We start from the raw sequence: 12,818 nt of genomic DNA on the forward strand, positions 1-12,818 counted from the left end.
TCGTCAAGGGATAGCTTCGTCGCAGGCAGCGATACGGTAAACCGGACGATCAGGTACTGCTCCTCGCTATGACGAAGAGCTACCCAGAACCACTTTCGCGGACAGACGGTTTTTTGGCTAAGTCAATACTTCTCCAAATCGGGTTCGTATTCCTCAAGGTATTCCAGAATCCCGCCTTTAAGGTTGTACAGGTTGGTGAAGCCGTGGTGCTCCTCCAGGTCCCTGATGGCTTTGGCGCTCCTGCCTCCCATTTTGCAGTGGACCACCACTTTTTTGTCCCGTGATATTTTGTCCGCATGATCCAGCACTGCAGCCAAAGGGATCAGCTCCCCGCCCAAATTCACTATTTCATACTCATATTCTTCACGCACATCTATCAATTGGAAATCATCCCCATTAACCCGCAAGTTATACAAATCCTCAGCGGTTACCTCCTTCACTTTCCTCTCCACCGCCTTCATGCCACAGAACTGCTCATAATCAATAAGCTCTCTGATTGTGGGATTCTTTCCGTTTAGAGGGTTAGTGTCTTTTCTCTTTATCGTAAAAGTCCGGGATTGAAAACTCAACGCATCAAAAATGTACAGTTTCCCGCTGAGTGGCTCACCCACGCCGGTGATGACCTTGAGTACTTCCAGGGCCTGCAGGCTGCCTATTATTCCTGGAAGCACGCCCAAAACCCCTCCTTCCGCACAACTCGGCACCAATCCTGCGGGCGGGGGCGTATCATACAGATCCCTGTAATTGGGTCCTAATACGCCTTCCTTATTCCTGTGGTTGAAAACAGACACCTGCCCTTCAAATTGAAAGATAGAAGCATACACATTGGTCCTCCCGGTCAGCACACAGGCGTCATTGACCAGATAACGGGTAGGGAAATTATCCGTTCCATCAGCTACCACATCATACTGGCTGATGAGACCCAGCGCATTTTTGGAAGTCAGCTGTTCATTATAAACACGGATATCGATGTATGGATTGATCCCCTCCAATCTTTTCTTAGCCGCATCCACTTTAGCCTGTCCGATTTCACCTACGCCGAAAAGCACTTGTCTGTGCAGATTGCTGTCATCCACCGTATCAAAGTCTATGATCCCGATCGTACCCACTCCGGCGGCAGCAAGGTATAAAAGCACCGGGCTTCCAAGCCCCCCTGAGCCGACCACAAGCACCCTGGCTTTTTTAAGTTTTTTTTGGGCTTCCATACCGAATTCAGGAATAATGATATGGCGGTTATACCTGGCCAGTTCTTCCTTTGAAAAAGTAACCTCATCCGCCCCCCCCGCTATGGCAGGCACGATGCTGATCACACTGCTTTCCTTTATCTTGGTCTTCTCCATATCCAGGTTACGGATATCGTCTTCATCTACAAAAATATTGATAAAAGAAGGGATTTTTCCTTCAGCGGTGTAAAGGTATTTCCTCAGATCCGGATACTCCCTGGAAAGTTCCTCCAAAAGTTCTGAAACCGAGTTGGCCCGGATTTCTATTTTAACAGAGCCATTGGTGAACTTCCGTAAAGGAGTTGGAATAAATATCGTTGCCATAAATTATATATTATTGATTTCTATTTTTTCTTCTTCAAACCGATAACTGCCATTCAATCTCCAACAACGCAAATCGGAAAACAGCAGGTTGTGCAAAGATATGATTACATACGATAAATTAGGAAGGGCGGATTCCCTATCTACTTCCGAGGGTGTTGCCGGACAATCCAGATGGGTATGGTAAATACCAAGCAATTCCAGCTCATGGTCCTCCGCAAAATTTTCGGCCATCAAATAATCAATGGCTGAAATCCTGTATCTTTTTGATCTGTCTTCTTCAGAAACATTTTTAACAGCAATAAAATTATTAATGCATTTATTTTCAAGAGAAATCTTACCAAATAAAAATCCACAGGATTCCTCGGGCACCCTCTCCACAAAATCCAAAATTTCCTTATATATTTCTTTATCAAGGTAAACCATATGATTGATCAAAGAACAAACCGGTTTTGCCTATCCGGTATAAATTATAATCTCAGATCAAGTGATCTGGTTAGTTAAAGACTCTACTCCCTTGTAGTAATTTGTCCCTTTCAACGAGCTGATCATGATAGGCACCATCTCTCCGAAATCCGAGACACTGACGTCCTCCATTGCCAAAAATTTAGGATCTATGCCCCATTTCAAAATATCCAAAGTATGTTTTTTGTCCACTTTTTCGAGAGAATCCACAAACATCTTTCTTAACCCCGCCAAAAGAATATGCTTTGCATTCGCCTCGCCTTCTACCTTTGCCAATTCATTTATCAGGTCTTTGAGAATGAAGGCAGAGGAAGGACAGATGTGGGAAATGATGATATCCTGATCATCGTTGCAGCTCATGACCTGGTTTTCATATACGTTGATCAGCAGGTTAAGACCTCTGGGGTCATTCCAATCCAGCTGCCCCCTGAAAAACTTCTCACCATAGCCTTTGGGATTGCCACTGAAAATGATCGGTACTTTTCTTTTATTTTGCTTCAGATAATACAAAGCCACTTCCAGGCTTTCTACCGGCCATTCCAGGTTTTTGACAAGTAGAAAATTGCATCGCCCTTTCTCGGCATACAGCAGGGAATTGAGCATTAAATAGGCAGCTTCCTTTACATTCTGGGCAGTGACAAACTTACCCGGCGAATGGATGGCGATGTAATCGTCATTTCGGGCGCTTTCCCGCAGCTGTATGTTCATCAGGCTGTTGTCAACAATATGGGTGAACCGCACCATTCCGTACTTTACCCTCCCCTCTCTCGAAAAAACATCCAGCATGTTTTCGCACACTTTCTTTGTGGCGGCATAAACCTCTTCGGTGTAATACCTGCTCGCCTTTCCCGTCGATGAAAAAACACATTGTTTCACAGAACCGGACTTTTCACAGGCATTGATGATGTTCCAGGTGCCAAGAACATTCGTCTTTACTGTTTGATGGATTTCCAGTTCGGCCAATCCAGGGTTTCTCTGGGCAGCCGTGTGAAATACATAATCGGGAGCATGCTTTTCAAAAACCTCCTGCAATCTCCGCTCATCAAGTATATTACAATTTTCATAAAAAATTTCGGCGGCATCCGGCAGCGTGTATTCGCTTTCCCCGGGGGTGATTTTGTCCAGTACAATCACGGATTCCGGGGAAAATGCCAATAATTCGCTGACCAATCTCGAACCCACACAGCCCAACCCCCCCGTTACGACACAAGTGCTCCCTTTGAGATGTTGATTTAGTTTTGCGCCCGGCAAACTCAGATCCCTGTTTCTGGAGGGTTCAAATGGATCTTCAAGCAGCCTGCCTTGCCGATCGTACAAGGCAATCAGTTGTTCTGTTAAAAATACCAGTTTATCATACACCTCTCTCTCCTTTACTTTTGGAGACAACTTCCATATTTCACTAAAAATATTTTCATCCATATCACCTTTGTTTTATTTCCCACCTGCACTTTAAAGAAATTCAAAATTATTATAAATTTCAAAAAGTAATTCCCATCTTTACAACAAGATACATTTTAGATAATTCGAAATGCATTTTATTATATTCATAGCAAAAATAACAATCATTTATTTATTAACAAAAATATTTTATATGAAAAGTCAGTTATTCTTTTAGCTTTCTTCTTTTACAGGAAAGAATTTTTAATTTAAAAATAAGCATTAAAACATTATTTTCATAAACTTTACAAAAACCATATTTAAATATGATTTTCACTGAAACACCATTAAAGGGAGCCTATATCGTCGATATTGAGAAAATAGAGGACGAACGCGGATTTTTTGGAAGGTCCTTTTGTGAAAGGGAATTTGAAAAACAAGGTCTGGAAAAAGGCCTTGTGCAGGCCAATGTTTCCTTTAACAAGAAAAAGGGCACTTTGAGGGGCATGCATTACCAGATAGCCCCTTATGAAGAAACCAAACTGGTAAGGTGCACAGGGGGCGCTATTTTCGATGTGATAGTAGACCTAAGGGAAGATTCTCCCACTTACAAAAAATGGTTTGGAGTGGAACTCACCGCCGGTAATTACAGAATGCTTTATGTACCCAGACAGTTTGCCCATGGATATATTACCCTAGAGGACAACAGTGCCGTAAATTACATGGTCTCCCAGTTTTATGCACCGGGGTCGGAAAGAGGCATTAAATATGATGACCCTCAGTTTGGCATAAAGTGGCCCGTAGAAGTTCAGGTCATTTCAGAAAAAGACAATTCCCACAGCTATTTTAATCAATAACATTATGATCATCATTGACAGCGCACTGCAAAAAAGACAAAAAGAAGGAAATCCTATTAGAGTGGGGATGATTGGCGCCGGATTTATGGCGCAGGGCATTGCCATCCAGATTGAACACCACACTCCCGGAATGGAGCTGGTGGCCATTTCCAACAGGACGGTTCCAAAAGCAGTGGATGTATTTCAAAAAGCCGGTAGCACCCATACCATCCGGGTGGAAAAATTAGAGGAGCTTAACAAAGCCATAAAGGATAGTACCAAAGCGGTAACGGACAATCCCGAGCTGCTCTGTGAAGCGGAAGGCATCGATGCTATCGTTGAGGTCACAGGTTCTGTGGAGCTGGGGACAAAAATTGCGCTCAAGGCCATTGATCACAGCAAACACATCATCATGATGAACGCCGAAACGGATGGTACCGTAGGCCCTATTTTGAAAGTCTACGCTGACAGGAAAGGTGTGGTATTCACCAATGCGGACGGCGACCAGCCCGGCGTGATTCTCAATCTTTACCGTTTTGTCAAGCAAATAGGATTAAAACCGGTTCTCTGCGGCAACATCAAAGGCCTTCATGACCCCTACAGGAATCCAACCACCCAGGAGGGCTTTGCCAAAAAATGGAAACAAAACCCGTCCATGGTGACCTCCTTCGCCGACGGCAGCAAAATTTCATTTGAACAGGCCATTGTGGCCAATGCCACTGGCATGCGGGTGGCCAAGAGGGGTATGCATGGCCCCACGGTAGAAGCCGGTGCGCATATCAGAGAAAGCCTGGACATTTATCCTCTCGAAGATCTGTTGGAAGGTCCGGGCATCGTGGATTATGTGGTGGGAGCCAGCCCCGGCCCAGGGGTGTTTGTCTTAGGCACCATGGATAACCCTATCCAAAAACATTACCTCAACCTTTACAAAGTAGGGGAAGGCCCGCTATACTGTTTTTATAACCCTTATCACCTATGCCATTTTGAAGTACCGATTACCATCGCCAGGGCGGTGTTGTTCCATGATGCCGCGGTAACTCCACTGGGAAAACCTATGGTGGATGTGGTAGCTACGGCCAAAACTGACCTCAAAAAGGGCGATAAGCTGGACGGGATAGGTCACTACATGACCTATGGCCTTTGTGAAAATGCGGATGTGGCGCACCGTGAGAGGTTGCTTCCCTTAGGCCTGGCGGAAGGTTGCCTACTCACAAGGGACATTGCAAAAGACCAGGTGATCACTTACGACGATGTCATCCTCCCGGAAGGCCGCATAAGTGACAAACTAAGGAAGGAGCAAAATGAACATTTTATGGGCGCCCATGTCGTGCTGGAAAAATAAATAAGCCCTCCATCATCAAATGCGGGTCGTCAATCCTGACGACCCTTTTCAATTTCCTCTACCAGGGACCGGTACCAGGATTCTCCGTATTTTCTTATCAGCGCGTCTTTGAGGAACTTGTACAAGGGGACCCCCAAAGCCTGACCCAATGTACATGCCGGATCACAGATATGCCATCTGTCATAATTTAAAGCATCATACTGGTCATATTTGGTGATGCGTATGGGATAAAGATGACAGCTGATGGGTTTTCTGAAAGCTGTCTTGCCTTCCGAATAAGCCTGTTCAATCCCGCATTTTAAAACCCCATTCCGGTCCCTGATGGCATAAGCACAAGCGCCATTATTGCCGACAGTAGTCGTGCCTTTTTCTCCCTCCATGTCAATTTCCCAAGTGCCTTTTTTCCGGATTGCCTCTCTTCCTTCATCGGTTAAATAGGGCGCAATGTCCGCATAGGCCTTCTCCAACAACCGGGTTTCCTCGTCTGACAACGGTGCCCCCGCATCACCTTCCACACAGCAGGCTCCCTTGCATTTTTCCAGGTCACATACAAAGAACTTCTCCTTGATATCATCACTCAACACGGCATTGCCAACAATAATCATATGTATTCCATTTTTCTAGTACAAAGGTAAAGGTTTTTATCGAAAGCGGTTAGGCAGGCCAGGTGAAAACTCCCTTTCGATCAGAGGCCAACAATGTGACTGAGGTTCAGGTTGCCGTTTTGAAGACCAAAAAATCCGTGAAAATCCGTGGTTCATAACATCATTCTCGCCTGCATTTCGGCTTGGTCATTAACCCCCGTCTCCGACCAAAAAAGCCGTCCCCTGATCGGAGACGGCATAACCCAGCACTATGAAGAAAAGCTCTTAACAAGCTTTATCTAATTTAATAACTTCAAATTCGAGTAATTGTTATGCCATCGGCCATTAAAATCTGAATTCATATCCGGCGGTGATAAACCTCGGCAGACCCACCCTGATCCCTTGGGGTCTTCTGGTGGCGATATACCGCTCGTTTGTCAGGTTTTTCACCGTCAGGTTAAAGCGGCTGTTCCATTTTTTGATATCATAAGCCACCATGCCGTCCAACACCATGTAGGAAGGGATCTGGCCGATTCTTCCATCCACAGAAGGTGCCACAGCATTGACCTCATCCGCAAATTGATTACCCACATAATTTCCCGACAGCCTCAAAGTAAGCCCTCCATTGGTTTCCAGGGTCAAGGCGGAATTGATGAACCATTCGGGAGCATAAGGCGTACGGTTGCCGTTGATATTCACATCGCCTTTGAACCGGTCTTCGGAAAAGACCGAATTCACATAGGTGGTGTTGATATCATATACGAGTTTGGTCCTTTTCATTCTAAATAACTGACTGATATCCGCTACCAAAGCTGATTCTACCCCCTGATGTAAGGTGGCACCGCCATTGACCACCCCAAACCCGATGCCTCCCGCGGATTCAGCCACGGGAATGATCTGATTGCTGAAGTCCATCCGGAAACCCGTCATTTCCAGATACAGCCATGATGCCAATTCAGACCTAAAGCCCAGTTCAAAATTCCAGCTTCTTTCCGCCTCAAGGTCTAAAACATCCCCGGTTGAAGTAATGGCATCTTTGGTCCTGGGGGGAGCATAACCTTTATGCACGCCTCCGAAAACACTCACGCTTGTAATGGGCCAGTAGTTGAAGCCCATCCCTGGGATAACTTCCAAAATGTTGTTTCCTGCCACCAATGTGGTGTCTCTGATACCTACGCCAGGGAAACTACGTCTGAAGATATCCCTCTCGTAGTTAAAGTTTTCGAGCCTCAGCCCCGTACTGAACACAAGTTTTTCCGTGAGGTTTATCTTATTTTGGACATAAGCACTGAATGCATGGCCGGTTCTTATCTCATCCTCAACCAGGTCCCCGCTTTTCACGCCTGCCCGGGTCCCGTTTACCCGTTGCTCAAAAGCTCTTTCGTACAAAAACCGAGTTCCTACGATCAGGTTATTTTTTAAATTGAAAAGATTATGATCCGCCTCCAGTCTCGGCTCGATACCGGCGACCTCAAATTGCCTGTTTCTGTTGCCCGTTCCTTCTCTCATGAATATCGCACCGCCGGGAATTTCCGTGTCGCCCCATACCATGCCCGTCCAATTAGACGGGGGGGTGTTGCCTTCATTGATGGAAAAATCCTGCCTGTTCCAGTTTCTGGTAGTGGTATACCCGTAGGCAATGGTTCTCAGTTTTACTTTGTCATTGAAACGGTATTTGTGGCTGAAGCTCAGTGAATACCTTCTCACATCCAATTGATCATCAGGAGCGAGACGGGTGTAATCCTCTCCTCCACGGTCATACATCACCTGATTGATCCCTATATAGGTCGCGTTTGAAGCTTCGTCATACACCCCCACTTTCACACCCAGCTCCGACTTTTCACTCATGTTAAAAAGCAATTTGGTATTAAAGTCCGTGATATCAAACCGGGTAGGCCCCACATTATCCGCTCTTTTTTTAAGGAGATTAACCTGAACGCCTGTATTGCCGTACGTGTTTCCATAGCTGACCAAGCCGCTGAAAAAGCCACCCTGCCCTCCCTGGATACGGACCGCACCTTCCTGTTCCAGCGGTGGGTTGGGTGTGATATAATTCACGACACCTCCGATAGTCTGGGGTCCGTACAAAATCTGGCCCGAACCTTTCAATATCTCTATACCGGCCATTCTGTCTATTGCAGGAGAGTAATACATCTCAGGTTCTCCATACGGGGCAAGGGCTACGGGAACCCCATCCTCCATTATCAGTACAGAACGGCTTCTGTCGGGATCCAACCCGCGTATACCGATATTTACCCGCATCCCCAAACCTTCCTCATCCACTACATGGACACCGGGAGATCTTCTGAGCACTTCATTTCCACTGATCGGCTGAATGGTCTGTATTTCCTTGTTGTCCAGATAGGAAACAGAACCCGGTACCTTGCTGAATATCCGGTCTCTGTCTGATATGACCGTAATTTGGGGCATTTCCACTCCCATTTCATCAAACGCCAGTATCAGTTCCTTTATTTCGCCGCCAATTACTGCCACTTCCCTGTAGATGGGTTTATATCCCACAGCTGATACCTTCAAGGTGTAATTCCCGTCTTCAAGGTCATAGATTCGAAAAGTCCCGTCTACATCTGTATGGGCTCCTTTTACGGTGCCCACCACATGGATGTTGGCATAAGGAACAGGCTCCCCGTCTTCCGCCATCACTGTCCCTAACAATACCAGTTGCCTGTCCGCTTTGTCGTTGGCCATCGCCGGAACCACATAGAAAACCAAAAAGAAGGTAATCAACATCGAAACGCCTACAAAAGTGATGGGATTTCGGAAAATGGAATGTATATAACTGGTTCTCATACTCAATTCAAGAAAAAAGACTGGGACACAATTCTTATTTAGATCAATTTTAATTTAATGCGACAAAGATATTTCCTATTTAAACTTAATCCAAATAAGGAAGGGTGAAAACTTATTGATTATTGCAATCGGATTTTTTTTTACATAGTTTTTAAACATCATACAATAATTTGCGTTTTCATTACCACATATGGCCTGATTTCGCTTACTTTTGTAAAGTGCAAGCTGATTTGTCGCTCCGATAGCCATCGGGGAGGAAAGTCCGGGCAACATAGAGCGCCATACTTCCTAACGGGAAGGGGCCAGGTGGGTGACTGCCTGGTTACAGCCAGTGCCACAGAAAATATACCGCCCGCCTCGGTGGGTAAGGGTGAAATGGTGGGGTAAGAGCCCACCGCTCCAATGGTGACATTGGGGGCATGGCAAACCTTATGGGTTGAAAGACCAAATAGGCTCCGGATGAAGGGCTGCTCGTCCAATCCCGACATCTCGGGAAGCCGGAGTGGGTAGGTCGATAGACCCTTTCCGCGAGGAAAGGGCTAGATAAATGACAAATGCCCTGCTAAAACAGGGGACAGAACCCGGCTTACAGGCTTGCACTTTTTTCAATTTTAACTATTCAGCCAACTATGCCGAAAATATTGATTATCGATGATGAGAAGGTGATCAGGGCCACCTTGAAAGAGATTTTGGAATACGAGAATTATGAGATTCATGAAGCCCAGGATGGCGAACAGGGCTTTCGAATGATTGAAGACCATGATTTTGATTTGGTACTTTGTGATATTAAAATGCCCAAAATGGACGGGATGGAGGTCCTGACCAAAGTCACTACCTTGGATAAGCAGCCACAGTTCATCATGATTTCTGCCCATGGTACCATTGAAACAGCTGTAGAAGCCACCAAGAAAGGCGCCTTTGACTTTATACCTAAGCCGCCGGACTTAAACAGGCTATTATTGACCGTAAGAAACGCGCTGGATAAGAAAAACCTGGTCAACGAAACCAAAGTCCTCAAGAAAAAGCTTTCCAAGAAATTTGATATGGTGGGCGAATCGAGAGCCATTCTACAGGTAAAAGAAACCATAGAAAAGGTGGCCCCTACCGATGCGCGTGTTTTGATTACAGGACCCAATGGAACCGGAAAAGAACTCGTGGCCCATTGGATCCATCAGAAAAGCGCGCGGGCAAATTCTCCCTTCGTCGCAGTCAACTGTGCGGCTATTCCGGCCGAATTGATTGAAAGCGAATTGTTCGGACATGAAAAAGGGTCATTTACCTCTGCCGTCAAGCAAAGGCAGGGTAAATTCGAACAGGCGCATGGCGGCTCTTTGTTTCTGGATGAAATCGGGGATATGAGCCTGTCTGCGCAGGCCAAAGTGCTGAGGGCACTCCAGGAACATAAGATCATGCGCGTAGGCGGGGACAAGGATATCAAGGTGGATGTAAGGGTATTGGCAGCTACCAACAAAGACTTGAAAAAGGAAATCGAAGAAGGAAAATTCCGGGAGGATTTGTACCACAGAATCAGCGTAATACTCATTCAGGTTCCCGCGCTAAAAGACAGGACGGAAGATATCCCTCTTTTGGTGGACAAGTTTCTCTACGACATCGCTCAGGAGTATGGCACCTCCAAAAAAGGCATAGAAGAGGACGCGCTGGAAAAGCTCAAACAGTATCCATGGACAGGTAATATCCGGGAACTAAGAAACGTCGTCGAAAGACTGGTGATATTGGGCAACAAAAAGATTACTGCCGATGATATTAAAAAGTATGCTGATTACTAAACCAGCATACTTAAATGTTTGCCTCCTGCGTCTTTTCAACCTTTGCATACGCGGGACAAGGCTTGCTGGAGGCGCAGGCAGACATGGCCAAAACCGCGGAAGCCAAAATTAATACCAGAAACGTTTTCATATGAATATAATTTGTTTTTTTATCGGCCACATGCTTGCGTGCCGTAATTCACTTCAGCATGCAGGCATGGAACCTCGCATACCTTAAATTCATCACAGTATGTGACGTTTTCGTCATGCTCGGTTTCATGTCATAATGATTTTAATCGGTCAAATATGATTAATTACTCAAGGATTACAAAATTAATTTGCCATTAAATTACATCCTCTGATCTCACTGTTGTCCATTCTTCCCAATACTTTGAAACTCCCATCCGCGTGTACAGTACCCAAATCCTGGGTTTCAATAAAGGCACAGGAATGAAAGTTGGCCAGGTCCACCACATTGATCCCCCCCGATTTCCTGGATTCGAGGTTAAACGGGTCATGGGTATCCCGGATATAAACGCCCACCCAAGCTGATTTGGTATAAATACCTTCCCCTTTTGAATAGGCCTGCGACATCATTTCGGTCATCCCGTATTCGGAATGGATCTGTTCTGCCCCGAAGGCGGATTTCAATACATCATGGACCTCTTCACGTATCATTTCTCTCCTTCTGCCCTTCATTCCGCCGGTTTCCATGATGATGAGGTTAGGATTGGCTGGCAGCCTTGCTGCTTTTTCAGCCAAGTCCAGTAAAGCAAAGGTGACCCCTATCAAAAGGATTTTCTTTTGCCCCTCTCTTAACCGGTCCAGTTTCTCCAGCAGTGCCTCATGATCATAAAGGTAAAAACCCGACTCCGCGGATTGGCTTTTCTTTATGAAATGGTCCACCATGGCCACCAGCGAACTGCCTTGCCGCTCCAGGTAAGAAGGCAGCAAGGCCAAAACGTGATATTGATCCAATGACCCGTAATGCGCCTCAAAAACCCGTGCCGCATGTGCCAGGTAAAAATCTTCCGACCATACGTAATGCCTGCTATTGACTGTCCCTGTGGTCCCGCTGCTGGTGTAAACCACCGGAAAGTCCGCTGATGTCCCGGTAACCACCTGATGGGTCTTAAAAAAAGAAACCGGAAGAAACGGGATATCTACAATCCTTTTGATCCCTTTAGCGTCCACTCCTCTTGCCTTTATATATGATCGATAAACCGGATTCTTTTCAGCTTGGTACCGGAACAGTTCCAAAGTTGTCCCCTCAAAATCACCTACTTGCCCCGTTTTTATTTTATCTGAAAAACTTTTGAAATATTTCATCGTTTATTTATTGGGAAGAACCAAAATTTGATCATTTTTACAAAACACTGGACATTCTGTAAATTTACTGATTACCAATGAAGGTTAAAAGTCATATATTTTCTCTGGTCGTGTTGCTTGGGTGTTTTTCCTGTGTCTCCCCTCCTGATAATTTCCCTTCCGTTCCTGAGATCAGTTTCAATAACGTGGAATATATTGAAACCAATGATGCTGATTCTTTAATACTTACCATCAACTTCAGGGATGCTGAGGGGGATCTGGGATTGAATCCCCGGGACATTTTCCCACCTTTTCATGAGTTGGAGTACCTTAAAGATGGGGCTGGAAATTACATCACCTATAGCAACAGGCCCCCCAACGCCCCGTCTTTTAATAACCGGGATTGGGTAATATTTCCGCTTATCAACAACGTGGAAATAAAGGACACATTATGGGTGAGGGAAAATCCGGATTATTATAATATTTTCATCAAATTTTTCATCAAAAGAAGTGGAGAATATACCGAATTTGACTGGTCAAAACCTCCTTATTATACCACTTTCAACGGACGTTTCCCCCGTATCCTGGAAGAAGAAAGGGGGCGGGCCATCGAAGGCCAGATCCGGTACGCCATGCTTTCCCTGGGATGGAACAGCATTTTCAGAACGGATACCATCCGGCTGGATGTACAGATTCAGGATCGGGCCTTAAACAGAAGCAACATGGTATCCACACCCGATTTTACCTTGTCACAAATCAGAAGATAGGGACTTTTTCTGGTCCTTTCA

The 12,818-nt window shown here is 45.5% G+C and carries 10 protein-coding genes and 1 other RNA gene; 5 read left to right on the plus strand and 6 right to left on the minus strand.

What is annotated here, in order from left to right; all coding sequences use genetic code 11:
* Positions 1-122: 122 nt before the first annotated feature.
* The 3 genes from moeB to ACFPFU_RS18270 are packed head-to-tail and all read right to left on the minus strand — an operon-like array spanning position 123 to position 3,428.
* The gene (gene moeB / locus ACFPFU_RS18260; protein WP_377066728.1) at positions 123-1,547 is read right to left on the minus strand and encodes a molybdopterin-synthase adenylyltransferase MoeB; all 1,425 of its coding nucleotides are present in this window, start codon (positions 1,545-1,547) and stop codon (positions 123-125) included.
* 3 nt (positions 1,548-1,550) lie between these two features.
* Positions 1,551-1,982: a M67 family metallopeptidase gene (locus ACFPFU_RS18265; protein WP_377066730.1), complete on the minus strand. Its 432-nt coding sequence runs from the start codon at positions 1,980-1,982 to the stop codon at positions 1,551-1,553.
* A 45-nt stretch (positions 1,983-2,027) separates the two neighbouring features.
* Positions 2,028-3,428, minus strand: coding sequence for an NAD-dependent epimerase/dehydratase family protein (locus ACFPFU_RS18270; RefSeq protein WP_377066732.1), 1,401 nt, complete (start codon positions 3,426-3,428; stop codon positions 2,028-2,030).
* Positions 3,429-3,712: 284 nt separating this feature from the next.
* Between ACFPFU_RS18270 and rfbC the strand changes: the two genes are divergently transcribed.
* A complete protein-coding gene (rfbC, locus tag ACFPFU_RS18275) occupies positions 3,713-4,243 on the plus strand; it encodes a dTDP-4-dehydrorhamnose 3,5-epimerase (RefSeq protein WP_377066734.1) in 531 nt (176 codons plus the stop codon).
* A 4-nt stretch (positions 4,244-4,247) separates the two neighbouring features.
* The gene (locus tag ACFPFU_RS18280; protein ID WP_377066736.1) at positions 4,248-5,564 is read left to right on the plus strand and encodes an NAD(P)H-dependent oxidoreductase; all 1,317 of its coding nucleotides are present in this window, start codon (positions 4,248-4,250) and stop codon (positions 5,562-5,564) included.
* Between the two features lie 29 nt (positions 5,565-5,593).
* Here the strand turns inward: ACFPFU_RS18280 and ACFPFU_RS18285 are convergent, their stop codons facing one another.
* Both ACFPFU_RS18285 and ACFPFU_RS18290 read right to left on the minus strand, forming a co-directional pair.
* Positions 5,594-6,169, minus strand: a complete 576-nt coding sequence (locus tag ACFPFU_RS18285) for a DUF3109 family protein (protein ID WP_377066738.1) — start codon at positions 6,167-6,169, stop codon at positions 5,594-5,596.
* Between the two features lie 324 nt (positions 6,170-6,493).
* A complete protein-coding gene (locus ACFPFU_RS18290; RefSeq protein WP_377066740.1) occupies positions 6,494-8,956 on the minus strand; it encodes a TonB-dependent receptor domain-containing protein in 2,463 nt (820 codons plus the stop codon).
* Between the two features lie 217 nt (positions 8,957-9,173).
* Between ACFPFU_RS18290 and rnpB the strand changes: the two genes are divergently transcribed.
* Positions 9,174-9,561, plus strand: an RNA gene (gene rnpB, locus ACFPFU_RS18295) — RNase P RNA component class A.
* Between the two features lie 24 nt (positions 9,562-9,585).
* Entirely contained in the window at positions 9,586-10,743 is a 1,158-nt protein-coding gene (locus tag ACFPFU_RS18300) for a sigma-54-dependent transcriptional regulator (protein ID WP_377066742.1), read from the plus strand.
* A 312-nt stretch (positions 10,744-11,055) separates the two neighbouring features.
* Here ACFPFU_RS18300 and ACFPFU_RS18305 read toward each other — a convergent pair whose 3' ends face one another.
* Entirely contained in the window at positions 11,056-12,051 is a 996-nt protein-coding gene (locus ACFPFU_RS18305) for a LuxE/PaaK family acyltransferase (RefSeq protein ID WP_377066744.1), read from the minus strand.
* 77 nt (positions 12,052-12,128) lie between these two features.
* On the opposite strand from ACFPFU_RS18305, the gene ACFPFU_RS18310 reads away from it, so the two are divergent.
* Positions 12,129-12,797 (plus strand): hypothetical protein, encoded by a 669-nt coding sequence (locus ACFPFU_RS18310; protein ID WP_377066746.1) that lies wholly within the window; start codon positions 12,129-12,131, stop codon positions 12,795-12,797.
* Positions 12,798-12,818 lie beyond the last annotated feature (21 nt).

It is taken from the genome of Negadavirga shengliensis (genome assembly GCF_042652345.1).
Classification (GTDB): domain Bacteria; phylum Bacteroidota; class Bacteroidia; order Cytophagales; family Cyclobacteriaceae; genus Negadavirga; species Negadavirga shengliensis.

What these genes read in the sequence shown, in the direction of transcription:
- moeB (WP_377066728.1), bottom strand. Translation starts at nt 1,547, where the DNA reads ATGGCAACGATATTTATTCCAACTCCTTTACGGAAGTTCACCAATGGC.
- ACFPFU_RS18270 (WP_377066732.1), bottom strand. Translation starts at nt 3,428, where the DNA reads ATGGATGAAAATATTTTTAGTGAAATATGGAAGTTGTCTCCAAAAGTA.
- rfbC (WP_377066734.1), top strand. Translation starts at nt 3,713, where the DNA reads ATGATTTTCACTGAAACACCATTAAAGGGAGCCTATATCGTCGATATT.
- ACFPFU_RS18280 (WP_377066736.1), top strand. Translation starts at nt 4,248, where the DNA reads ATGATCATCATTGACAGCGCACTGCAAAAAAGACAAAAAGAAGGAAAT.
- ACFPFU_RS18285 (WP_377066738.1), bottom strand. Translation starts at nt 6,169, where the DNA reads ATGATTATTGTTGGCAATGCCGTGTTGAGTGATGATATCAAGGAGAAG.
- ACFPFU_RS18290 (WP_377066740.1), bottom strand. Translation starts at nt 8,956, where the DNA reads ATGAGAACCAGTTATATACATTCCATTTTCCGAAATCCCATCACTTTT.
- ACFPFU_RS18300 (WP_377066742.1), top strand. Translation starts at nt 9,586, where the DNA reads ATGCCGAAAATATTGATTATCGATGATGAGAAGGTGATCAGGGCCACC.
- ACFPFU_RS18305 (WP_377066744.1), bottom strand. Translation starts at nt 12,051, where the DNA reads ATGAAATATTTCAAAAGTTTTTCAGATAAAATAAAAACGGGGCAAGTA.
- ACFPFU_RS18310 (WP_377066746.1), top strand. Translation starts at nt 12,129, where the DNA reads ATGAAGGTTAAAAGTCATATATTTTCTCTGGTCGTGTTGCTTGGGTGT.